The organism is uncultured Thermus sp. (assembly GCF_938010445.1).
GTDB lineage: Bacteria > Deinococcota > Deinococci > Deinococcales > Thermaceae > Thermus > Thermus altitudinis.
Genome location: NZ_CALLUR010000101.1, coordinates 1 through 21,201 on the forward strand (window position 1 = coordinate 1; position 21,201 = coordinate 21,201).

Sequence of the window (21,201 nt, forward strand, 5' to 3'; positions counted from 1 at the left end):
TGGGAAAAAACCTGGGCTGGTGCCGTGAGCTGCAGGGCGTACGCCCGGCCGCCCTCCACGGTGTAAACACTTAGGTCCAGATAGCTCTGCCCCTGGAACAGAGCCTGGCTCACCAGCCCTAAGGCAGGCCGGCCACCCAGGGTCAAGCCCGAAAGGGGCTGCCGTTGCACCTGGATGCCCTGCTGGCGCAACACCTGGTCCTGCTGGGACAGACGTTGGAGGTTGAGCTGATGAAAGCCTTGGAGGTCCAGGGGTTGGCCCAAATCCATGGAGATGGCGTAAAGCTCTGCCCCCATAGGGTGCATGAGGAGCACCGTCAGCCCACCGGCAAAAGGCACCTCTTGCGCCAGCTGGAAACCCGGGGGGATGGGAAAGGCCATCCCCAAAGCCGGGTTCTGGTACACCTGCCCGCCAGCCCCGGGCACCCCCGGACCCCCGCCAGGCGCCTGGGGGAACCCGGGTAAACCCATCTGGGCCCAAGCCCACCCCAGGGCCAGCAAAAACCCTACCGCCCTCCACATGACCCTTTTCATGTCTTCCTCCTCCCTGCGCTCCCCTTTGCCTCATGCAAAAGCCCTATACCCTCTCCTCCGGCCGCGCCTTCCTCGTGCCTAGCCTCCGCAAGGGGCAAATCCAGCAAGGCCCTTTGCCATCCTCCCCTCCAAGGCGCGGTCCTAGGCCCTCGGCCCTTGGCAGACCCCCTGCCTCTTTTCCGCAAACCTCTCACCCCGATTCCCACCCTAGCCAGCCGGCCTTACATATCCCTTAAACGGTATAGTGGGCGGGATGGAGTGGGACCTTTCCGACCTCTATGCGGGACCTGAGGACCCGGCCCTCGAGGCCGACCTCGGCGAAGCCCTCCGCCTGGCCTCAGACCTCAGCCCAGAAGGCCTCCTGGACCCCCAAGAAGCGGAAAGCCTCTTCCGCCGCTACGAAATGGCCCTAGAAAAGGCCTATAAGCCCTTGAACTATGCCTCCCTCTACTTCGCCACCCGCACCCAGGACGCCTCGGCCAAGGCCCTCTTGGACCGGGTCAGGAACCGGTACACCGAGGTGCGAAACCGCCTTCTCCCCCTGGAGATAGCCCTGAGGAAGCTTCCCGAAGAGGCTTTACAAAAGCTCCTGGGCCACGAGGGGCTAAAGGATCTGCATCACTTCCTAAAGAGGCAGCGGGCCTACGCCCCCCACACCCTTTCCGAAAGGGAAGAGGAGCTTTTAAACCTAAAGGGCCTGGTGGGGAGGAGCGCCTGGAGCCAGTTCTACACGGAGTATACGGGCCGCTTCCGCTTCCGGGTGGGGGAAAGGGAGCTTACCGAGATGGAGGTGCGGGCCCTTAGGCGGGACCCCGACCCCGGGGTACGGCGGGAGGCCCACCGGGAGCTGTACGGGAAGCTCCTGGCCGAGGCCCCCACCCTAGGCGCCGTCTTCAATGCGGTCTACCTGGACTATCTCCAGGACCTTCGCCTTAGGAACTTTGCCCATCCCCTCGAGCCCGTGGCCCTCCGGGACGAGGTGGAGGTGAAGGACATAGAAGCCCTTCTGGAGGCCACCCGGGCCCATTACCCCTTGGTGGAGGCCTACTACCGCTGGAAGGCCCGGCGCCTGGGGCAGGAGAAGGTGCCCAGCCCTGACCTCCTGGCCCCCTTGGGGGAAAAGCCTAAGATCCCCTTTGCCGAGGCCAAGGAGCTGGTCCTCACCGCCTTCCGCCGCTTCTCCCCAGAGATGGAGGCCATCGCCAAGGAGTTCTTTGCCAAGCGCTGGATTGACGTGTACCCCAGGCCCGGGAAGCGGGGCGGGGCCTTCTGCTCCGGAGGGCTCCCCTCCACCCACCCCTACGTCCTCCTCAACCACACCGACGACCTGGACGCCGCCCACACCCTAGCCCATGAGCTGGGGCACGGAGTGCACTTCTACCTGGCAAGGGGGCAACGCCTCCTCAACTTCGGGGCCTCCACCCCCTTGGCGGAAACCGCCAGCGTCTTTGCGGAAATCCTCCTGGACGACCTCCTCTTGGAACGGCTTTCCGGGGAGGAACGCACCCTGCTCCTGGCGGAAAGGGTGGAAGACGCCGTGAACACCCTCTTCCGCCAGGTGATGTACACCTTCTTTGAACGACGGAGCCTCGAGGCCCGCCGGGAAGCCGCCCTTTCCCCCGAGGCCTTCCACGGGATCTGGCAAGAGGAGCAGGCGAGGCTTTACGGGGATGCCGTGGCCTGGACAGAACTGGACGGGGCCGCCTGGGCCGGCATCCCCCACTTCGTCCACTACCGCTTCTACACCTACAGCTACGCCCTAGGCTACCTGGTGGTCCTGGCCCTCTATGGCAAGTACCAGGAGGAGGGCCAGGCCTTCGTGCCCCGGTATCTGGAAGTCCTGAAGGCCGGGGAAAGCCAAAGCCCCAAGGCCATCCTGGCCCAAGCGGGGGTGGACCTGGCCTCCGAAGCCTTCTTCCGCTATGGCTTTGGCGTCTTGGAGTCTTGGCTTAAGGCCCTTCCCTAGGGCAGAATAGGGGGATGGACCTGGTCTACCGCGCTGGGCGCTACCCCTACCTCACCCAGGACCTTCCCGGCGTGGGTGGGGCGATCCGCCTCCTCCCCCAGGACTTCCAGGTGGAGGAGGTGCCCGCCTACCTGCCCAGCGGGGAAGGGGAGCACCTCTACTTCCTCCTGGAAAAGGAGGGCCTCACCACCCGCCAGGTGGTGGAGTTTTTGCGGGACGAGGTGGGGGTTCCGGAAAAGGAAATCGGGGTGGCCGGGCTTAAGGACAAGCACGCCAGGACCCGGCAGTGGTTCTCCATCCCCCGCAAGCACGAGGACGCCCTGTGTCTATTGGAAAACCTTAGGGGAACCCGGCTTTTGCAAGCCAACCTCCACACCAACAAGCTCCGCACGGGCCACCTCAAGGGAAACCGCTTCCGCATCCTCATCCGCGGGGCCCAGGATGGGGAGAAGGCCCGGGCCGTCCTGAAGGTCCTCGAGGCCAAGGGCATCCCCAACTACTACGGCCCCCAACGCTTTGGCCTTGGGGGGCAGAATCCCCTCAAGGGTTATGCCCTGGTGAAAAAGGGCAAGGGGAGGGGAAATCCCTGGCTCAAGCGCTTCCTGATCGGCAGCCTGCAAAGCCTCCTCTTCAACGACTGGGTGGCCTTGCGGATGGAAAGGGGGCTCTACGACCGGGTGATCCCCGGGGACTGGGCCAAGAAGCACGCCACGGGAGGGGAGTTTCTGGTGGAGCGGGAGGAAGAGGCGGAACGGGCCTTGAGGCTGGAGATCAGCGCCACAGGACCCCTGTTCGGCAAGAAGTACCCGGAGGCCCAGGGCGCGGCCAGGGCCCTGGAGGACGAAATCCTGGCCCGCTACGGGCTTATGCGGGAGGAGTTTCGGGCGCGCCGGGGAGCGAGAAGGCCCATCCGTATCCCCCTCCGGGAGTGGGCCCTGGAGCAAACCCCAGAAGGCCTATGGCTCAGCTTCTTTCTGCCCAAGGGGAGCTACGCCACCAGCCTCCTGAGGGAGGTGATGAAGGTGGAGGTGGACGCCCCGGAGGAGGGGGAAGAAAACCAGGAGGAGGGCTAAACCCTCCCCCTTCGCCCCGCCTCGGCCTAGAAGCGGTACCCCAGCTTCAGCTGTCCCGCCAGCTTGCCTTCGGCCACGCCCAGGTCCCCACCCAGGAATAGGGGCGCCCCCAAGGCGGCCTTAAGGTCATACTCGGCATCGGCCCGGAAGTAGAGGCTGGTGCTGGCAAACTGGAAACCAGGAACGGCCACCCCCAGCCCCACCCCCGCCTTCAGGCCCTCGGCCAGGGGGTAGAGGTAGCGGAAGAGGAAGGCCCCGTTCCAGTTACCGCCTAGGTCCGTAGCGATATCCAAGGCGGGCCGCACCTCCCCCACCGGGGGCTGGAAGAGGAGGCAGTGCCAGGAGGCCTCGAGGCCCAAGCCCTGGGTACCTCCCACCACCGCCAAGGAAGGCTTCAAGTTCTCCACGGAAAACTGCGCCAAGCTTAGGCCCAACACCACCGCCAAAACACCTAGAACCCTTCGCATACCGTCACCTCCTGGGAGCATGTTACCCCATATTCATGGCTTCGTGCAAGGTTTCCCCTAGGAAATCTCCAGGGAAAACCCGGTACCCCCTCTCCCTAAGCACCTCTCCCACCCTCTCTCCCCTTCCCCGGACCAGGATGGGGGGTGAACCCAGGTTCAGCATGACCACAAAGCCCATCACGTACTCGGCCAGCTCCTCCGGGGCCATCCTGGGCCCCCCCGTGCGGCCGTGGCCGGGAAGGTCCAGAAGGTAAAAGGTAAAGCCCTCGGGAAGAGGCTCGGGCCAAGCGCCCGCCTCCTCCGCTAGAAGGACCACCGCCGGTCCCCTCCCCCTGCGATCAAAGACCAGGTTCAGGCCGTAGAGGTGGAGGTACCCCGTCCGCCTCATAGGGCAAGACCCCCGGGCAAGGGACGGAAAGCCTCCCCCAGAAGGAAATCCCCCACAAGGTCCAAAACCTCTTCCCAGGCCTCCCAAGGGACCAGGTGGCCGGCTTCCTCCAGGGTGAAGCGCACCGCCTCCCCCTTGGCGAAATCCGCCACCTCCTTGCCGTAAAAAGGAGGGGTAAAGGCATCCCAGGCCCCCTGGACCACCAGCACCCGGGCCTCCGTGCCCCTAAGCCAACGGCGCTCGTCGGAAAGCCCTTCCACAAGGTGGAGCCACCGCCGCACCTTCCCCTCCGACAACCCTTCCTGCCACACCCCAAGGACCTCCTCACTCTCCACGGCCCGGGGGCCAAAGAAAAGGGCCCGGCCCACCCGGGCGAATCCCTCCAACCCGCCCGTTTCCCAGCCCAAGCGGAGGGCCGCCAACTTAGCGGAGAGCAGCGCATCCCGTCTCAGGAGGGGGGAAAGGAGCACCAGGCTTTTCGCCTCCTCCTGAAAGGCCACCTTCAAGGCGGCCAGGGCCCCTTCCCCAAAGGCGATGAGGTGAAGCCCCTCCTCCGAGGGAAGGTCCAGGAAGAAGTCCAGGCCTGCCGGAGGTGCCAAGAGGCCAGGGAAAAGGCGGATCTCGCCCACCTTCCCTTTATACTCCAGGCCATGGAAAGGCAAAGCTTCCCCGAAAGGGAAACCCTGGATGCCACCTTGGGCGTACGCTACCTGAAGCTGGAAAAGGACGAGGTGGTGGCGGAGCTGGAGGTCACCCCCAAGGTGCACCAACCCTTTGGCTTTCTCCATGGCGGGGCCACGGTGGCCCTGGCGGAAAGCGTGGCCAGCGTGGGGGGGTTCCTCAACTGCCCGCCGGGGCATGCCGCCTTCGGCCTGGAGATCAACTGCAACCACATCCGCAGGAAAAGCCAAGGCACCATCCGGGCCGTGGGAAGGCCCCTCCACCTGGGCCGCACCACCCAGGTGTGGGAGGTGAAGGTTTACGACGAGGAAAACAAGCTGGTGGCGGCAAGCCGGTGCACCCTGGCGGTGGTGCCCCTAGAACCAGGTGCGTAGCCAGCGAAGCCAGTTGCCCCCCAGGAAGCCCTCATCCCCCAAGGCCCAGAGGTCCCGGTGCCGGTCCAGGCCCAAGGGCACCGCCTCGAGGCCAAACCCCCCGTCCCAATCCGTGCCCAAGCCCACCCTTTCCGGGCCTAAGAGGGTTTCCGCATGGGCCTTGTGGCGGAAAAAGGCCTCCAGGGGAAGCCGGGGATCCCCCCGCCTCCAGTTGGGGTCCAAGAAGGCGTTGAAGGGCACCAGGCCCAAGACCCCCTCCCGCTCCCTTAGGGCCTCCATAAGCCGGTCGGAGAGATGGCGGGGGGAGGGCACCAGGGCCCGGGCATTGGCATGGGTGGCGCAAACCGGGCCCGAAAAGGCCTCCAGGGCCTCTAGGGCCGCCTCCTCCGCCAGATGGGAAAGGTCCAGGGCCACGCCCAAAGCTTCCATCTTCCGCAAAAGGGCCTTTCCCGCCTCGGTAAGGGGGGCTTCCTCGGCGTTGCCCCCAGCGTAGGCGTTCCGGGTGGCCCAGGTGAGGGAAAGGAGCCTAAGGCCCCTTTGGCGCAAGGGGAGGAGGTCCTCCGGATCGGCCAGGGCGTGGGCCCCCTCCAGGAGGAGCACCAGCCCCAGGACAAGGTCCTGGGGATAGCGGGCCAGGTGGGCCTCTAGGTCCTCGCCCTCCCGCAGGATCCGCACCCAGCCCTTGGCCTCCCAAGCCTCATATAGGGCCAGCTGGGCGTACACCTCCTCCTGCCAGTCCGCCTGTCCCCCCTCCCGGGGGTCCACGAACAAGGTGGCGAAGGCCACGGCCACCCTGGCCTCCCGAAGGCTGGGGAGGCTTACGAGGGGGGTTTCCGGATGAGGGTCCACTTCCCTCAGGCGGTCTAAGGGAAGGGAAAGGTCCCGGCCCAGGGCCCGGGCGTTATGGGCCAGGTCCAGGTGGGCGTCCACCATGACGGGCTCCATAGGGGCACTCTACAATGGGAAACGTGCGGCTTTCCCAGCTTCCTCCCCTTCCCGAGGCCCCCGGGGTCTACCTCTGGAAACAGGGGGAAGAGGTCCTCTACGTGGGCAAGGCCAAGAACCTGAGGGCCCGGGTGCGCAGCTACTTCCACGCCGAGGGCAAAGCGGCCCGCATCGCCCAGGAGGCCACGGGCCTGGACTTCATCGCCACCCGGGACGAGGTGGAAGCCCTCCTCCTCGAGGCCAACCTCATCAAGGCCCACCGCCCGCCCTATAACGTCCTCCTCAAGGACGACAAGCACTACCCCTTCCTGAAGCTCACCCAAGAACCCTTCCCCACCCTTTTGGTGGTGCGGCGGGTGGAGGAGGACGGGGCCAGGTACTATGGCCCCTTCCCCGAGGCCAGCGCCCTAAGGCGCATCAAGACCCTCATTGACCGGCTTTTCCCCTTGCGCAAGAACTCCGGCTACCCCATGAAAAGGCGGCGCTACCCCTGCCTCAACTACAGCATGGGCCGCTGCCTGGCCCCTTGCGTGGGCCTGGCCGACCCCCAGGCCTACGGGGAGGCGGTGCGCCAGGTGGAGGCGGTGCTGGAAGGCAAGGTGGACCACCTCCTGAAGGAGCTGGAAGCCAAGATGCGGGAGGCCGCCCAAAGGCTGGAGTTTGAGCGGGCGGCGGAGATCCGGGACCAGAGGGAGGCCCTAAAGGCCTTCTTCTCCACAGCCCAGCAGGCCGTTGACCCAAAGATGGGGGACCTGGACTTCCTGGGCCTGGCCCAGGCGGGACCCTTGGCGGTGGTGCAGCTATACCAGGTGCGCTCGGGGCGCATCCTGGGAAGGATCAGCCGGGTGGTGGAGAAGGAGGAGGCCAGCCCAGAGGAAATCCTCTGGGCCTTCCTCAGGGACTACTACCTGCAGGCCTCGCCCCTGCCGCCCTTGGTCCTGCTCCCTTTCCCCCTGGAGGACCTGGAAAGCCTGGAGACCCTCCTCCGCCGCCGGGCCGGGCGGAAGGTGGAGCTGAGGGTGCCCAAGAAAGGGGAAAAGCTAAGGCTTCTGGAGCTGGCGGAAAAAAATGCCCGCCTGGCCTTGGAAACCGAGCTCAAGCAGCGGGAGAAGCGGGGGGACCACCCGGCCCTAAAGGCCCTCCAGGAGATCCTGGGGCTTGCCCAAAGGCCTTTCCGCCTCGAGGGCTACGACGTGAGCCACCTCCAGGGCCAGGCCCGGGTCTTCTCCCTGGCGGTCTTTGAGGGGGGAAGGCCCAAGCGGGCGGAGTACCGCAGGATGCGCCTGAAGTCAGGGAACGACGACTACGCCGCCATGGAGGAGGGGGTCTTTCGCCGCTTTACGGGAAGCCTTAAAGACCTACCCCTCCCCGACCTCCTCCTGATTGACGGCGGCCTGGGCCAGGTGCGGGCTGCGGCCAGGGCTTTGCAAAGGGCCGGGCTGAACCTTCCCCTGGTGGGCCTGGCCAAGCGGGAGGAGGTCCTCCTCACCCCCGAGGGCCGGGAGATCCGCCTGCCCCTGACCCATCCGGCCTTGCAGCTCCTCATCCACCTGCGGGACGAAACCCACCAAAACGGGCTTCGCTACCACCAGAAACGGAGAAGCCAGGAGCTTTTCCAGATTCTAGAGGGCATCCCGGGTATTGGGGAGGCCAGAAAGCGGCTTCTTTTGGAACGGTACGGGGGGCTTAGGGCCCTGAAGGAAGCCCCCTTGGAGGAGCTGGCCCGCCTCCCCGGCATGAACCGCAAGGCCGCCGAGGCCCTTAAGGCCGCCTTGGAGGCTCCCCTTAAGGAAACCTCACCACCACCGGCCTGAGGCGGTTTTGCCGGGTACCATCGCCCAGCTGCCCGTACTCGTTCCTTCCCCAAGCGTAAAGGATCCCCTCCCCGGTTAGGGCCAGGCTATGGGCGTCCCCGGCGGCGAGGGCCACAACCCCCTTTAGGCCTTCCACCGGGCGGGCCTCGAGGCGGGATTCCTGGGTTCCATCCCCCAACTGGCCGGCCTCGTTGGCCCCCAAGGCCCACACCTCCCCCTCCTTGGTCAGGCAAAGGAGATGTTCCCGGCCTGCCGCCAAGGCCACTATGGGCGGCAGGCCTTCAAGCCGCCTCGGCGTGGCGGAATCCAAGCCCCAAACGTACACCGAGCCCTCCGCCAAAAGGGCCGCGCTGAAGTTGCCCCCGCCCACGGCCTGGACCACCCGGGATAGACCCTCCACCGGCAAAGGCTTGGAGCGAGGCTCCACCGTACCGTCCCCCAGCTGGCCCGAAAGGTTGGCCCCCCAGGTGTAAAGCCGCCCCTCAGGGGTTAGGGCCAAGGAGTGGAAGTACCCCGCCGCCACCGCCATCACCGGCGGAAGCCCTAGAACCCGTACGGGCGACCTCCGTCCCTCGAAGGTGCCATCCCCCAGCTGGCCCTCGGTGTTAGCCCCCGAGGCGTACACCGCCCCACCCTCCGCTAGGAAAAGGCTATGCTGGTGCCCTCCCGCCACGCCTAGGATCCTGGGCAACCCCTCCACCCGCACTGGCCGGCCCTGGCTGGCCAAGGAACCCAGGCCCAGCTGGCCTTCCTCGTTGCGGCCAAAGGCTAGCACCCTTCCCTCTGGGTCCAAGGCCAGGGTATGGGCCTCGCCCGCCGCCACGGCCACCACACCCTGGAGCAAAAGTACCGGGCGGTTGCGGTTTAAGAAGGTTCCGTCCCCCAGCTGGCCCTGGTAGTTCCAGCCCCATCCCCATAGGGCACCCAGCTTGACGAAACCTTGTTTAAGGAAGAGGCTGTGCCCAGAACCCGCCGCCAGCATACCCTGGGAAAGGGCCATCCCCAAGAGCCAAAGCCCTAACCCACACCACCGGTGCCATCCCATAATCCCAGGTTAACGGCGGCCGCCAAAAACCCCCTTAAACCCTGGGGTAAGATAACCCCCTGATGGTGCGCCGCGCCCTGGAAGAAGCCATCCACCAGGCCCTCAAGGAACTGGGCCTGGACCTCCGCCTAAAGGTGGCCAAGGCCCCCAAGGACAAGCCCGGGGACTACGGGGTTCCCCTCTTCGCCCTGGCCAAGGAGCTCAGAAAACCCCCCCAGGCCATCGCCGAGGAGCTCAAGGCCCGGCTGGACCTTCCCCCCTTTGTGGAGGAGGCCATCCCGGTGGGCGGGTACCTGAACTTCCGCATCCGCACGCGGGATCTGCTGGGGGAAGCCCTTAGGCCCAAGGGCCCTTTCCCCAAGAGGGAAGGCCTGGTGCTCATGGAGCACACCTCGGTGAACCCCAACAAGGAGCTCCACGTGGGCCACCTCAGGAACATCGCCCTCGGGGACAGCCTGGCCCGCATCCTGGACTATGCCGGGCGGGAGATCCTGGTCCTCAACTACATTGACGACACGGGCCGCCAGGCAGCGGAAACCCTCTTTGCCCTCAGGCACTACGGCCTTTCCTGGGATGGAAAGGAAAAGTACGACCACTTCGCCGGCAGGGCCTACGTGCGCCTCCACCAGGACCCCGAGTACCCCAACCTACAAGGGGGCATAGAGGAGGTCCTACACGCCCTGGAGCGGGGGGAGCTCCGGGAAGAGGTTAACCGCATCCTCCTGGCCCAGATGGCCACCATGAAGGCCCTAAACGCCCATTACCACCTTCTGGTGTGGGAATCGGACATCGTCCGGGCGGGGCTGCTGGAAAAGGCCCTGCGCATTTTGGAACAAAGCCCCCATGTGTTCCGCCCCCAAGAGGGCAAGTACGCAGGGGCCCTGGTCATGGACGCAAGCCCCTTCATCCCCGGGCTGGAAGACCCCTACTTCGTCCTGGTGCGCTCGGGTGGCGCCGCCACCTACTACGCCAAGGACATCGCCTTCCAGTTTTGGAAGATGGGCCTCCTCGAGGGCCTCCACTTCCAGCCCTACCCCAACCCTTACTATCCCGCCCTCAGGACCAGCGCCCCTGAGGGGGAGGCCTATACCCCCAGGGCCCGGGAGACGGTAAACGTGATTGACGTGCGCCAAAGCCACCCCCAGGCCCTGGTGCGGGCGGCCTTGGCCCTGGCGGGGCATCCTGAGCTTGCGGAAGGCGCCTTCCACCTGGCCTATGAAACCGTGCTCCTGGAGGGCAGGCAGATGTCGGGGCGGAAGGGCCTGGCGGTGAGCGTGGACGAGGTCTTGGAAGAGGCAGAGAGGAGAGCCTTGGCCATCATACAGGAGAAAAACCCCGAGCACCCCGCCAAGGAGGAGGCCGCCAGGATGGTGGCCTTGGGGGCCATCCGCTTCGCCATGGTAAAGACCGAGCCCAAAAAGCAAATAGATTTCCGCTACGCCGAGGCCCTCTCCTTTGAAGGGGACACCGGGCCCTACGTGCAGTACGCCCACGCCCGGGCCCACAGCATCCTGCGCAAGGCCGGGGAGTGGGGGGAGGCGGACCTCGCCCAGGCCACCCCTTACGAGCGGGAACTGGCCTTAGCCCTCCTGGACTTTGAGGAGGCGGTGCTGGAGGCCGCCGAGGAGAAAACCCCCCATGTCTTGGCCCAGTACCTCCTGGACCTCGCAGCCAGCTGGAACGCCTACTACAACGCCAAGGAGGAGGGGCGGCCCGCCACCCCCGTGCTGACGGCGCCTTCGGGCTTAAAGGAGCTTCGCCTGGGCTTGGTGAAAAGCCTGCAAGAAACCCTGAAGACCGGGCTTTCCCTCCTGGGCATCCCCGCCCCTGAGGTAATGTAAGGGCATGCGCCTTGCCCTCGCCCTCCTCCTCCTCTCTTTGGCCTTGGGCCAGCGCCTAGTCTCCCCCGAGGAAGTGGCGCGAAGCCAGGTGATCCGCAAGGCCCTGCCTGCGGTGGTCCGGGTCCAGGGTTCCCCCACGGCCCCTGGGGAAAACCAGGTGGTGGGCACCGGCTTCTTCGTAAGCCCCTTTCGCGTGGTTACCAACTACCACGTGGTCCAGGACCTCACCGACCTCACCGTGCGCCTGAGCGACGGGCGCACCTTCCCCGCGGAGCGCTTCGCCGTGGACCCGGGGATTGACATCGCCCTCCTCACGGTGCGGGGACTCCAAGCCCCGGGCACGTTGGGCTTTAGCAAAACCCCTGCCACGAGCCTTCCTTTGGGGATGGGGGTGGTGCTGGTGGGGTTTCCCTTCGGCCAAGGCCCCTTGGCCTCCTACGGCATCCTATCCGGGATCGGCCCCTTGGAAGTCCCCACCCCTGACCCCAGCGTGGGGGCTGAGGTGGGGGAGTATCTCTTCACCGATGCCCCCCTCACCGTGGGCAACTCGGGAAGCCCCCTTCTGAACCTGCAAGGGGAGGTGATCGGGGTGGTGGCGGACGTGGTGGGGGGGCCCTCGGGAGTGGGAGGCATCGGGGTGGCCATACCGGCGGAGCTGGTGGCGCAAAGCGTCCAGGACCTGGAGCGCTTTGGCATCCCCCAACGGGGCTGGCTGGGGGCCAGCCTGGTGAGCCTGGACGAGCTGCCTCCCGTGCTCCTTAGGGCGGTGGGCCTCACCACCACCCAGGGGGCCATGGTGGACCGGGTGGAACCGGGTAGCCCCGCAGCCCGGGCCGGTCTAAGGGGAGCCCAGCGGGACGCCCAGGGAAGGCTTTTGGCCCTAGGGGATGTGATCCTGGCGGTGAACGGGAAGGCGGTCAAGGACAAGGCGGAGGTGGTCCGCCTCATCGCCCGTTACCGCCCCGGGGACCGGGTGCGGCTAACGCTTTGGCGGGATGGGCGGAGGCTCGAGGTCACCCTCACCATGGTGGCCAGGCCCGTCAGCCGTTAGGCTACCTTGCGGAGGTCAGCGTGTACATCGCCATAGAAGGCCCTATCGGCGCAGGCAAAACCACCCTGGCCCGGCTTCTTGCGGAAAGGCTTGGGGCCGAGCCCCTCCTGGAGGTGGTGGAGGAAAACCCTTTCCTGCCCCTTTTCTACCAGGACCGCAAGGGCTACGCCTTCAAGACCCAGGTCTTCTTCCTCCTCTCCCGGTACCGGCAGCTTTCCCGCCTGCGGGAAAGGCCCCTTTTCGGCGGGGTGGTGGCCGACTACCTCTTTGACAAGGACGCCATCTTCGCCAGCCTGAATCTGGAAGGCCCGGAGTGGGACCTGTATCTGGACCTCTACCGGGAGCTTTCCCTGAAGCTTCCCCCGCCCGACCTCACCATCTACCTGAGGGCCCCGGTGCCCGTGCTGTTGGAACGCATCAGGAAACGGGGCCGGCCCTTTGAGGAGGGGATGGACCCCGCCTACCTCGAGGCCCTCTCCCAGGCCTACGAGCGCCACTTTGCCCGCTACCCCCATCCCCTTTTGGTCCTGGAAGCGGACCAGCTGGACTACAGCCAACCCGGCCCCGACCAGGACCGGGTGGTGGCCCTGGTCAAGGCCCATGGCCTTCAAGGGAAAACCCAACCCTAACGCCATGTACCTGGCCATCGCCGGCAACATCGGTAGCGGCAAGAGCACCCTCACCGCCCTTCTGGCCGAGGCTTTCGGCCTAAAGCCCGTCTACGAGGCGGTAAGCGAAAACCCTTACCTGGAGGATTTCTATCGGGAGATGGGGACCTACGCCTTCCATTCCCAGATCTTCTTCCTCTCAAGGAGGGTGCGCCAGCACCTTTTGGAGATCAACGGGGCCAAGGCGGTGGTCCAGGACCGCACCGTCTACGAGGACGCTTTGGTCTTCGCCAAGAATCTCTACCGGGAAGGCTATTTGCAGGAGCGGGACTGGCGGACTTATATGGATCTTTTCCAGAGCGTAGCCCCAGCCCTTCGTACGCCCGACCTTCTCATCTACCTCCGGGCCAGCCTCCCCACCCTGAGAAGGCGGATAAGAAAGCGGGGCAGGCCCTTTGAGCAAGGCCTTCCTGAGGGCTACCTCTTGCGGCTTAACGAGCTCTATGAGGAGCTCATCGCCTCTTGGGACCTCTCCCCCGTCTACGTGGTGGAGGCGGACCGGATAGACTTTGTGGAAAAGGAGGAGGACCGCGCCGCTTTGCTCGCCGCCTTACGCCCCCGGATCCAACCATGACCCTGGAGGAACTCTTCGCCCCCTATGGCCTGAAGGCCCCGCCCCTGAAGGTCCTGGGCCTGACCCAGGATTCCAGGCGGGTAGCCCCGGGCTTCGTCTTCGTGGCCATCCCCGGGGTGCCCCTTCCCCACCGCAAGCCCTTGGACGGGCATGACTACGTCCTCGAGGCCCTGGAAAGGGGGGCCATCGCCGTGGTGGGGGAAAGGGAGCTCAGCCTTCCCGTCCCCTACCTGAGGGTGAAGGACGCCCGCCTGGCCCTGGCCCACCTCTCCCGGCGCTTCCACGGGGAGCCCGACCGGAGGCTGAACCTCCTAGGGGTTACGGGCTCCAAGGGCAAGAGCACCACGGCAAGCCTCCTCCACCACCTCCTGCACCAGGGGGGAAAGCGGGCCGCCCTCCTCTCCACGGTGGGACTCAGGCTGGGGGAGGACCCAAGGCCTCCCATCGGCCACTTCACCACCCCCGAGGCCCCGGAGGTCTACGCCTTCCTGCGGGAGGCCGTGGACCGTGGGCTAGAGGCCGCCATCCTGGAGGTTTCCAGCCACGCCCTGGCCCTGAAGCGGGTGGAAGGGCTTGCCTACCGGATCGGGGTCTTCGTGAGCTTTTACCCCGACGACCACCTGGACCTGCACGGCACGGCGGAGGCCTACTTTGCCGCCAAGGCCCTCCTGGTGGAGCGCTCAGAGCTGGCCATCCTCAATACCCGCCTGCCCCACCTAGACCGCCTCCCCCTTCGGTCCCGCCTGCTTTTCGGCCCTGGCGGGGAGGTGTGGGGGGAAGGTCTACGGGAGGGCGAAGAGGGCCTGCGCTTCACCCTTCGCACCCCCTGGGGCTCTGGGGAGGCCTTCGTCCCCCTACTGGGGGCCTACAACCTGGACAACGCCCTGGCGGCCAGCGCCGCCGCCTTGGCCTACGGGCTTCCCCTGGAAGGGGTGCTCCGGGGCCTGGCCACCTTCCCCGGGGTGCCGGGACGCATGGAGGTGGTGCAACGGAAGCCCTTCCGGGTGGTCATAGACTTTGCCCACACCGGCAGAAGCCTGGAAGAAGCCCTAAAGACCTTACGCCGGACCACCCGGGGGAGGCTTCTCCTGGTGGTGGGGGCTGCCGGGGAGCGGGACCCCAAGCGGCGGGAGGACATCGGCCGGGTGGCGGCGAGGCTCGCCGACCAAACCTTCTTCACCGAGGAGGACCACCGCACGGAGGACCTCATGGCCATCCTCGAGGCCCTGGCCCAGGCCGCCAGGGAGGAAGGGGGCCTTTTTGAGGTGATCCCCGACCGCAAGGAGGCCATTTTCCGCGCCCTCTCCGAGGCCCAGGAAGGGGATACCGTCCTCCTGGCCGGCAAGGGGCACGAGGCCACCTTGGAGCGGGGCACCTTGGCCCTCCCCTGGAACGAGAAGGAGGTGGCCCTGGAAGGGCTCAGGGCCTTGGGCCTAGGTGGAGGCGACCACCCCTAGGGAGGCCAGCCATTCCGCAAACGCCCTCAGGCCCCGATGGTACATGGCCTCCCGCTTCTCCCTCTTCCCCATCCTCCCCTCCACAGGGGGCACCAGGCCCCAGTTGGCGTACATGGGCTGGAAGCCCTGGGGGTTGGCGGTGGCCAGGAAACGGACCAGCCCTCCCAGCATGCTCTCCTCCGGGGGAACCACGGGCCTCAGCCCCAGGGCCCGCCTGGCAGCGTTCAGCCCCGCCAGAAACCCCGTGGCGGCGCTTTCCAGGTAACCCTCCACCCCGGCCAGCACCCCGGCAGCGAAGAGGCCTGCCTCCTCCTTGAACTCCAGGGTCTCCCGCAGGAGAAGAGGGGCGTTGAGATAGGTGTTGCGGTGCATCACCCCGTAGCGCACGATCTCGGCCCCCTCCAGGCCCGGGATCATCTGAATAAGCCGCTTCTGCTCGGGCCACTTGAGCCCGGTTTGGAAGCCCACCAGGCTCCACATCCGCCCCGCCTTGTCCTCTTGGCGAAGCTGCACCACGGCAAAGGGCTCCTTGCCCGTCCTGGGGTCTTTAAGGCCCACCGGCTTCATGGGGCCAAAGAGGAGGGTCTGGTAGCCCCGGCGGGCCAGTTCCTCCACCGGCACGCAGGCCTCAAAGAACTCCCGCTTCTCCCACTCGTGGGGGACGTGCTCCTCTGCCCGCACGAGGGCCTCGTAGAAACGCCGGTACTCCTCCTCGGTCAGGGGGCAGTTCAGGTAGTCCGCCTCCTGCCCGTAGCGCCCGGCGCGGAAGCACTTCTTTAGGTCTATGCTCTCGTAAAGGACAATGGGGCTTGCCGCATCAAAGTAGCTGAGGAAATGGTCGCCAAAGCGACGCCGGATGGCCTCGGAAAGGGCATCGGAGGTAAGGGGTCCGGTGGCCAGGATGGCCAGGCCCTGGGGAATCTCCGCCACCTCCTCCCGCACCACCTCCACCAGGGGGTGCCGGGAAAGCTTTTCCGTAATGTACTGGCTGAACTCCTCCCGGTCCACGGCCAAGGCCCCGCCTGCCGGCACCCGGGCCCTATAGGCCGCCTCCATCACCAGGCTCCCCGCCTGGCGCATCTCCGCCTGGAGGAGTCCCTTGGCGTTGGCAGGCCCCTCGCCCCCCAAGGAGTTGGAGCAGACGATTTCCGCCAAGTACCCCGTGGCGTGGGCCGGGGTCATCCTTTGGGGGCGCATCTCATAGAGGCGTACCGGCACCCCAAGCCGCGCCAGGGTCCAGGCGGCCTCGCTTCCCGCCAGGCCTCCTCCCACCACCGTCACCCGTTCCATCCTTTAGATGCTACCACCCATCCAGGCTTGGGAAAAGGACGGATAGCGGGTAGAATGGCCCTATGGCGGTGCGGCACCGGTCTAAGGTGGCGGTTCGGCCTTGTCGCCGGAAGCCCACCTCGAGCTCTTGGAAGGCCAGGCCTACCAGGGTGAAAAAGGGGGAAAGGAGGGCTCCTTTTCCCCCTGAGGTGGGGATCCCTTGGGCTCCTTCCCCATGAGCCTGGCCAAGCGCATCATCCCCTGCCTGGACGTCCACGCGGGACGCGTGGTGAAGGGGGTAAACTTCGTCAACCTCCGCGACGCCGGGGACCCCATAGAGGCCGCCCAGGCCTACGACCAGGCGGGGGCCGACGAGCTGGTCTTCCTGGACATCTCCGCCACCCATGAGGAGCGGGCCATCCTCCTGGAGGTGGTGGCCCAGGTGGCGGAAAGGGTCTTCATTCCCTTGACCGTGGGGGGCGGGGTGCGCTCCTTGGAGGATGCCCGGGGGCTCCTTTTGGCCGGGGCCGACAAGGTGAGCGTGAACTCGGCGGCGGTGAAGCGCCCTGAGCTCATCCAGGAGCTGGCCCACCACTTTGGCTCCCAGGCGGTGGTCCTGGCCGTGGACGCCCGCTGGAACGGGGACTTCCCCGAGGTCTATATCGCCGGGGGGCGCATTCCCACCGGCCTCCACGCGGTGGAATGGGCGGTGCGGGGAGCGGAGCTTGGCGCGGGGGAGATCCTCCTCACCAGCATGGACCGCGATGGCACCAAGGCGGGCTACGACCTAACCCTTACCCGCCTGGTGGCCGAAGCGGTAAACGTGCCGGTGATCGCCAGCGGCGGGGCGGGAAACATGGAGCATTTCCTGGAAGCTTTCCTGGCCGGGGCCGATGCCGCCTTGGCGGCCAGCGTCTTCCACTTCGGGGAAATCCCTATCCCCAAGCTTAAGGAGTTCCTGGCCCAACGGGGCCTGGAGGTGCGCTTAGATGGATCTATCCCAAGTGAAGTTTAGCCCAGAGGGCCTGGTGCCCGTGGTGGTGCAAGACGCCACAACAGGGGAGGTCCTGACCCTGGCCTACGCCAACCGGGAGGCCTTGGAGGAGACCCTGAGGACCGGGCGAAGCACCTTCTATAGCCGTAGCCGCAAGGCCCTTTGGCGCAAGGGGGAGACCTCGGGGAACTTCCAGGAGGTGGTGGAGGTCCTCCTGGACTGCGACGGGGATGCGGTGGTCTACCGGGTTCTCCCCCATGGCCCCGCCTGCCACACCGGGGAAAGGAGTTGCTTCCACCGCCCCCTCCTTCCGGGAGAGCCCAGCCTGGGCTTTGTCCTGGCCCAGGTCTACGCCACCATCCAGGAGCGCCTCAAGACCCTCCCCGAGGGAAGCTACGTGGCCAAGCTCCACCAAGCGGGCCTAGACCGCATCCTGAAGAAGATCGGGGAGGAGGCCGGGGAAGTGATCCTCGCCGCCAAAAACCAAAACCCCGAGGAGGTGCGCTGGGAGGCCGCGGATCTCCTCTTCCACCTCCTCTTGGTGCTGGCGGAAACTGGGGTCAGCCTCGAGGACCTGGCCCAAACCCTCTGGCAACGGCACCGCCCTAAGCCAGAACCCGGCGCCGCCTCCTAGGCCTATATGATGGAAGCATGGAAATAGAACGCCGGTTGGTCCTCGAGGTGGTGCGGGTTACCGAGCAGGCCGCCCTGGCGGCAAGCCGCCTAGCGGGCAAGGGGGATAAGGACGCCGTGGACGAGGCGGGCACCCAGGCCATGCGCCGGGTCCTGAACGAGCTTCCCATCAAGGGCACGGTGGTGATCGGCGAGGGGGAGATGGACGAGGCCCCCATGCTCTACATCGGGGAGGTCCTGGGGCAAGGCGGTGTGGAGGTGGACATCGCCGTGGACCCCGTGGAGGGGACCACCACCGCGGCCAAGGGCCTGCCCAACGCCGTGACCGTGATCGCCATTAGCGAAAAGGGCGGCCTCTTCCACGCCCCCGATATGTACATGGAAAAGCTTATCGTCCCCCCACCCGCCGCCGGGCTTGTGGACCTCTCCTGGCCGGTTTCCGCCAACCTCAAGGCCTTGGCCCTGGCCCTCCAGCGCTCGGTGGAGGACCTGGTCATCGTGGTCCTGGACCGCCCCCGCCACGAGGGCCTCATCCGGGAAATCCGCGAGGCCGGAGCCCGGGTCAAGCTCATCTCCGATGGCGACGTGATCGCCGCCTTGGCCGCCGCCATCCGGGGCACCGGGGTGCATGCGGTGATGGGGATTGGGGGGGCCCCAGAAGGGGTCTTGGCCGCCGCCGCCCTCAAGTGCCTGGGCGGGGAGATCCAGGCCCGCTTCACCCCGCAAAACGAGGAGGAGCGGGCCCGGCTAAGGGCCATGGGCGGGGATGAGAACCGCATCTACCGCACCGAGGACCTGGCCCCGGGGAGGGAGATCGTCTTCGCCGCCACCGGCATCACCGATGGGGACATCCTCCAGGGGGTCCGCTTCTTCGGGGGCGGGGCCAGGACCCACTCCATCGTCCTAGGGCACACCACCCGCACCGTGCGCTTCATAGACTCCATCCACCTCTTTGAAACCGGAGCCCGGGTCACCATCCGCGTGTAGACTAAGGGCGTGCCCCGGAGGTACACCCAAGAGGAGGCCCTCAAGCTGGCCCTGGATTTCTTCCAGGGAGATGAGCTAAGGGCCTCTGTTTTCCTGAACCGCTACGCCCTAAGGGACCCGGAGGGTAGCCTCCTGGAGGCCACCCCGGAGGAGATGTGGCAGCGGCTGGTCCAGGGGGCTACCCGGGTGGAAAAGGGAGCCAAGCGGGAGTTTTTCTGGCTCTTCTCCGATTTTCGCTTCGTCCCTGGAGGCCGTATCCTCTTTGGCCTAGGCAACTGGCGCCGCTCCACCCTCTTCAACTGCTACTACCTTCCCATCCGGGAGGACTCCATAAGGGGCATCACCCGCTTCCTGGACGAGGCCGCCCGCACCTTTGCCTACGGGGGTGGGGTGGGCACCAACGCCGATGTCCTAAGGCCTAAGGGGGCCAAGGTGGGCAACGCCGGGGTGGAAAGCTCGGGGGCAGTAAGCTTCATGGAGCTCTTCTCCACCCTGGCCGGGGTCATGGGGGCCAGCGGGGGCCGGCGGGGAGCCCTGATGCTCACCTTCTCCGACCGGCACCCAGATCTCCTGGAGTTCCTCCAGGCCAAAACCGATCCCCAGCGCAGCCGGGTGCGCCACGCCAACATCTCCCTAAGGGCCACGGACACCTTTTTGCAGGCGGCCCTGGCCGATGAACCCTGGCCCCTTTCCTTCACCACACCCCGGGAGCACGTGGCCCGTACCATCCGGGCCAAGGAAGCCTGGGACACCCTGGTGGAGGCCGCCTGGCAAAGCGCCGAGCCCGGCCTCCTCTTCTGGGACCGGGTGCGCACCTGGGCCACGGCCCAGTACGGGAGGATGGAGGTGGAGGGGGTCAACGTCTGCGGGGAGGTGCCCATGGAGCCCTACGGGGCCTGCAACCTGGGAAGCCTGAACCTGGCCGCCTTCGTGCAGGAACCCTTTGGGGAAAGGGCCCGCCTGGACTGGGCGGGCCTCGAGGAGGCCACCCGCTTGGCGGTGCGCTTTTTGGATGCCGTGGTGGACCTAGGGAAAAACCGCCACCCCCTAAGGGCCCAAAGGGAAGCCTCCCTGAGGAGCCGGAGGATCGGCCTTGGGGTGATGGGCCTAGCGGACATGCTGGCCATGTTGGGGCTTCCCTACGGCTCCCAGGAAAGCCTAAGGCTTTCCGAAGAGGTCATACGGCGCATCAAGGAAGCCGCCTATTGGGAAAGCACCCGCTTGGCCCGGAAAAGGGGTCCTTTCCCCGCCTTTGACCCCAAGGAGCACGTGCAAAGCCCCTTCATCCAGGCGTTGCCCGAAGCCCTGGTGCGGGAGATAGAAAAGGGCCTTAGGAACGCAGCCCTCATCTCCATCGCCCCCACGGGCTCCATCTCCATCCTGGCCGGGGTGACGAGCGGCATTGAGCCCATCTTCGCCCTCACCTACCTGCGCCATGCCGGTGGGCAGGTGTTCTTGGCGGAGCATCCCCTTCTCCTACGGTACCGCCGGGAAAAAGAGGGGGCGATACCGGACTGGCCCACGGCCCATACCGTGGATCCTTTCCAGCGGGTACGCTTGCAGGCGGCCTTGCAGCGCCACGTGGACCAGAGCATCTCTTCCACGGTGAACCTCCCCCAGGAAACCCCCAAGGAGGTGGTGGAAGGGCTCTTCCTCACCGCCTGGAAGGAAGGGTGCAAGGGGATCACCGTCTTCCGGGAGGGAAGCCGGGAGGAGGTGGTGGAACCCTTACCCCCGGTGGGGGTCTGCACCTTCTGCCAAACGGCATGACCCGCTACCGCATCGCCACCAAGCCCTATCTTCCCTATCCCGGGGAGCGCCTGGCCCGAAGGAAGGGCCTAGGGGGTGAGTTTTACGAGCTCCGCCCCTACGCTCCCGGGGACGAGGTGCGCAAGGTCCACTGGCGGGCCTATGCCAAGACCGGCAGGCTCTATACCCGCCTAGAAACCGCCCCCGAGCGGGTCCGTTTCCGCATCCACCTGGACGAAAGCGAAAGCATGCGCCTCTTTGGCAAGCTGGTCTATGGGGAAGAGGTGGCCAGGCTTCTTCTAAAACTCGCCCGCCAGGAGGACGCCTTCGCCCGGCTGGAACGGGGAAGGCCCGAGGCCTTCCGCCGGGGCCCTGGGGTCTTGGTTCTCATCACCGACGGCCTGGACCCCCTCCCCTGGCCCAAGATCCTCCCCCGGCGGGTGGTCTTGGTCCAGGTCCTGGCACCCGGAGAACTATCCCCACCCCTCGAGGAGGCGCTCCTAAGGGATGTGGAAACCGGGGAAACCCTCCCCGTGGGACCGGAGGAGGTGAGGGCCTACCGGGAAGCCCTGGAGGCCCACCTGAAGGCCCTCCGCCTCCTGGCCCTGCTGAGGGGCCGGTACGCCCTCCTCAAGGTGGGGGAACCCCCCTTGCCGGCCCTCCTTCGGCAAGGGGTGGTGGAGCCCCTTTAG

20 protein-coding genes and 1 pseudogene are annotated in these 21,201 nt (G+C 66.3%); 14 read left to right on the forward strand and 7 right to left on the reverse strand.

Annotated elements, in window-relative coordinates; genetic code table 11:
* Positions 1-533, reverse strand: a pseudogene (locus tag Q0693_RS05690) (hypothetical protein); the annotation flags it as partial.
* 253 nt (positions 534-786) lie between these two features.
* Here Q0693_RS05690 and Q0693_RS05695 point away from each other — a divergent pair.
* Together Q0693_RS05695 and Q0693_RS05700 are read left to right on the forward strand one after the other, a co-directional pair.
* Positions 787-2,499, forward strand: coding sequence for a M3 family oligoendopeptidase (locus Q0693_RS05695; protein ID WP_298629869.1), 1,713 nt, complete (start codon positions 787-789; stop codon positions 2,497-2,499).
* A gap of 14 nt (positions 2,500-2,513) precedes the next feature.
* Positions 2,514-3,572: a tRNA pseudouridine(13) synthase TruD gene (locus Q0693_RS05700; RefSeq protein WP_243030934.1), complete on the forward strand. Its 1,059-nt coding sequence runs from the start codon at positions 2,514-2,516 to the stop codon at positions 3,570-3,572.
* Between the two features lie 26 nt (positions 3,573-3,598).
* On the opposite strand, the gene Q0693_RS05705 is transcribed toward Q0693_RS05700, so the two are convergent.
* The 3 genes from Q0693_RS05705 to Q0693_RS05715 are packed head-to-tail and all read right to left on the reverse strand — an operon-like array spanning position 3,599 to position 5,056.
* Complete coding sequence (locus tag Q0693_RS05705; RefSeq protein WP_298629871.1) at positions 3,599-4,039, reverse strand: hypothetical protein; 441 nt, start codon at positions 4,037-4,039, stop codon at positions 3,599-3,601.
* A 22-nt stretch (positions 4,040-4,061) separates the two neighbouring features.
* Positions 4,062-4,427 (reverse strand): alpha/beta hydrolase, encoded by a 366-nt coding sequence (locus tag Q0693_RS05710; protein ID WP_243030937.1) that lies wholly within the window; start codon positions 4,425-4,427, stop codon positions 4,062-4,064.
* Complete coding sequence (locus Q0693_RS05715; protein ID WP_243030939.1) at positions 4,424-5,056, reverse strand: alpha/beta hydrolase; 633 nt, start codon at positions 5,054-5,056, stop codon at positions 4,424-4,426. The genes Q0693_RS05710 and Q0693_RS05715 overlap by 4 nt, the downstream gene beginning before the upstream one ends.
* Before the next feature lie 21 nt (positions 5,057-5,077).
* On the opposite strand from Q0693_RS05715, the gene Q0693_RS05720 reads away from it, so the two are divergent.
* The gene (locus Q0693_RS05720) at positions 5,078-5,482 is read left to right on the forward strand and encodes a PaaI family thioesterase (protein ID WP_243030944.1); all 405 of its coding nucleotides are present in this window, start codon (positions 5,078-5,080) and stop codon (positions 5,480-5,482) included.
* Here the strand turns inward: Q0693_RS05720 and Q0693_RS05725 are convergent.
* The gene (locus Q0693_RS05725; protein ID WP_298629876.1) at positions 5,465-6,427 is read right to left on the reverse strand and encodes a membrane dipeptidase; all 963 of its coding nucleotides are present in this window, start codon (positions 6,425-6,427) and stop codon (positions 5,465-5,467) included. The genes Q0693_RS05720 and Q0693_RS05725 overlap by 18 nt on opposite strands.
* Before the next feature lie 14 nt (positions 6,428-6,441).
* On the opposite strand from Q0693_RS05725, the gene uvrC reads away from it, so the two are divergent.
* Entirely contained in the window at positions 6,442-8,241 is a 1,800-nt protein-coding gene (gene uvrC, locus Q0693_RS05730) for an excinuclease ABC subunit UvrC (RefSeq protein ID WP_298629878.1), read from the forward strand.
* Here uvrC and Q0693_RS05735 read toward each other — a convergent pair.
* The gene (locus Q0693_RS05735) at positions 8,213-9,286 is read right to left on the reverse strand and encodes a chromosome condensation regulator RCC1 (RefSeq protein ID WP_298629880.1); all 1,074 of its coding nucleotides are present in this window, start codon (positions 9,284-9,286) and stop codon (positions 8,213-8,215) included. The two genes, uvrC and Q0693_RS05735, sit on opposite strands and share 29 nt — an antisense overlap.
* Before the next feature lie 62 nt (positions 9,287-9,348).
* Here Q0693_RS05735 and Q0693_RS05740 point away from each other — a divergent pair, with 62 nt between their 5' ends.
* Genes Q0693_RS05740 through murE form a run of 5 tightly spaced genes read left to right on the forward strand, consistent with a single transcriptional unit; the run spans position 9,349 to position 14,877 of the window.
* Positions 9,349-11,127 (forward strand): arginine--tRNA ligase, encoded by a 1,779-nt coding sequence (locus Q0693_RS05740; protein WP_298629882.1) that lies wholly within the window; start codon positions 9,349-9,351, stop codon positions 11,125-11,127.
* Positions 11,128-11,131: 4 nt separating this feature from the next.
* Entirely contained in the window at positions 11,132-12,178 is a 1,047-nt protein-coding gene (locus Q0693_RS05745; protein WP_298629884.1) for a S1C family serine protease, read from the forward strand.
* Between the two features lie 20 nt (positions 12,179-12,198).
* Positions 12,199-12,807, forward strand: a complete 609-nt coding sequence (locus Q0693_RS05750) for a deoxynucleoside kinase (RefSeq protein WP_243030952.1) — start codon at positions 12,199-12,201, stop codon at positions 12,805-12,807.
* A 4-nt stretch (positions 12,808-12,811) separates the two neighbouring features.
* Positions 12,812-13,420: a deoxynucleoside kinase gene (locus tag Q0693_RS05755; RefSeq protein WP_298629892.1), complete on the forward strand. Its 609-nt coding sequence runs from the start codon at positions 12,812-12,814 to the stop codon at positions 13,418-13,420.
* Complete coding sequence (gene murE / locus Q0693_RS05760; protein WP_298629885.1) at positions 13,417-14,877, forward strand: UDP-N-acetylmuramyl-tripeptide synthetase; 1,461 nt, start codon at positions 13,417-13,419, stop codon at positions 14,875-14,877. The genes Q0693_RS05755 and murE overlap by 4 nt, the downstream gene beginning before the upstream one ends.
* Here murE and trmFO read toward each other — a convergent pair.
* Positions 14,854-16,167: a methylenetetrahydrofolate--tRNA-(uracil(54)-C(5))-methyltransferase (FADH(2)-oxidizing) TrmFO gene (gene trmFO / locus Q0693_RS05765; protein ID WP_298629886.1), complete on the reverse strand. Its 1,314-nt coding sequence runs from the start codon at positions 16,165-16,167 to the stop codon at positions 14,854-14,856. The genes murE and trmFO overlap by 24 nt on opposite strands.
* Positions 16,168-16,381: 214 nt before the next feature.
* On the opposite strand from trmFO, the gene hisF reads away from it, so the two are divergent.
* The 5 genes from hisF to Q0693_RS05790 are packed head-to-tail and all read left to right on the forward strand — an operon-like array spanning position 16,382 to position 21,201.
* Positions 16,382-17,161, forward strand: coding sequence for an imidazole glycerol phosphate synthase subunit HisF (hisF, locus tag Q0693_RS05770; protein WP_298629887.1), 780 nt, complete (start codon positions 16,382-16,384; stop codon positions 17,159-17,161).
* Positions 17,136-17,774 carry a bifunctional phosphoribosyl-AMP cyclohydrolase/phosphoribosyl-ATP diphosphatase HisIE gene (gene hisIE / locus Q0693_RS05775; protein ID WP_298629888.1) on the forward strand — a complete coding sequence of 213 codons (639 nt, stop codon included), beginning with the start codon at positions 17,136-17,138 and terminating at the stop codon, positions 17,772-17,774. Before hisF ends, hisIE begins: the two co-directional genes overlap by 26 nt.
* Before the next feature lie 17 nt (positions 17,775-17,791).
* Positions 17,792-18,760 (forward strand): class II fructose-bisphosphatase, encoded by a 969-nt coding sequence (gene glpX / locus Q0693_RS05780; RefSeq protein WP_298629889.1) that lies wholly within the window; start codon positions 17,792-17,794, stop codon positions 18,758-18,760.
* A 9-nt stretch (positions 18,761-18,769) separates the two neighbouring features.
* Positions 18,770-20,530 (forward strand): adenosylcobalamin-dependent ribonucleoside-diphosphate reductase, encoded by a 1,761-nt coding sequence (locus Q0693_RS05785; protein WP_298629890.1) that lies wholly within the window; start codon positions 18,770-18,772, stop codon positions 20,528-20,530.
* Positions 20,527-21,201: a DUF58 domain-containing protein gene (locus tag Q0693_RS05790; RefSeq protein ID WP_298629891.1), complete on the forward strand. Its 675-nt coding sequence runs from the start codon at positions 20,527-20,529 to the stop codon at positions 21,199-21,201. The genes Q0693_RS05785 and Q0693_RS05790 overlap by 4 nt, the downstream gene beginning before the upstream one ends.

Excerpts from the sequence above, each read along its gene's own strand:
- Q0693_RS05695 (WP_298629869.1), top strand. The coding sequence starts at position 787 with ATGGAGTGGGACCTTTCCGACCTCTATGCGGGACCTGAGGACCCGGCC.
- Q0693_RS05700 (WP_243030934.1), top strand. The coding sequence starts at position 2,514 with ATGGACCTGGTCTACCGCGCTGGGCGCTACCCCTACCTCACCCAGGAC.
- Q0693_RS05705 (WP_298629871.1), bottom strand. The coding sequence starts at position 4,039 with ATGCGAAGGGTTCTAGGTGTTTTGGCGGTGGTGTTGGGCCTAAGCTTG.
- Q0693_RS05710 (WP_243030937.1), bottom strand. The coding sequence starts at position 4,427 with ATGAGGCGGACGGGGTACCTCCACCTCTACGGCCTGAACCTGGTCTTT.
- Q0693_RS05720 (WP_243030944.1), top strand. The coding sequence starts at position 5,078 with ATGGAAAGGCAAAGCTTCCCCGAAAGGGAAACCCTGGATGCCACCTTG.
- Q0693_RS05725 (WP_298629876.1), bottom strand. The coding sequence starts at position 6,427 with ATGGAGCCCGTCATGGTGGACGCCCACCTGGACCTGGCCCATAACGCC.
- uvrC (WP_298629878.1), top strand. The coding sequence starts at position 6,442 with ATGGGAAACGTGCGGCTTTCCCAGCTTCCTCCCCTTCCCGAGGCCCCC.
- Q0693_RS05735 (WP_298629880.1), bottom strand. The coding sequence starts at position 9,286 with ATGGGATGGCACCGGTGGTGTGGGTTAGGGCTTTGGCTCTTGGGGATG.
- Q0693_RS05740 (WP_298629882.1), top strand. The coding sequence starts at position 9,349 with ATGGTGCGCCGCGCCCTGGAAGAAGCCATCCACCAGGCCCTCAAGGAA.
- Q0693_RS05745 (WP_298629884.1), top strand. The coding sequence starts at position 11,132 with ATGCGCCTTGCCCTCGCCCTCCTCCTCCTCTCTTTGGCCTTGGGCCAG.
- Q0693_RS05755 (WP_298629892.1), top strand. The coding sequence starts at position 12,812 with ATGTACCTGGCCATCGCCGGCAACATCGGTAGCGGCAAGAGCACCCTC.
- murE (WP_298629885.1), top strand. The coding sequence starts at position 13,417 with ATGACCCTGGAGGAACTCTTCGCCCCCTATGGCCTGAAGGCCCCGCCC.
- trmFO (WP_298629886.1), bottom strand. The coding sequence starts at position 16,167 with ATGGAACGGGTGACGGTGGTGGGAGGAGGCCTGGCGGGAAGCGAGGCC.
- hisF (WP_298629887.1), top strand. The coding sequence starts at position 16,382 with ATGAGCCTGGCCAAGCGCATCATCCCCTGCCTGGACGTCCACGCGGGA.
- hisIE (WP_298629888.1), top strand. The coding sequence starts at position 17,136 with ATGGATCTATCCCAAGTGAAGTTTAGCCCAGAGGGCCTGGTGCCCGTG.
- glpX (WP_298629889.1), top strand. The coding sequence starts at position 17,792 with ATGGAAATAGAACGCCGGTTGGTCCTCGAGGTGGTGCGGGTTACCGAG.
- Q0693_RS05790 (WP_298629891.1), top strand. The coding sequence starts at position 20,527 with ATGACCCGCTACCGCATCGCCACCAAGCCCTATCTTCCCTATCCCGGG.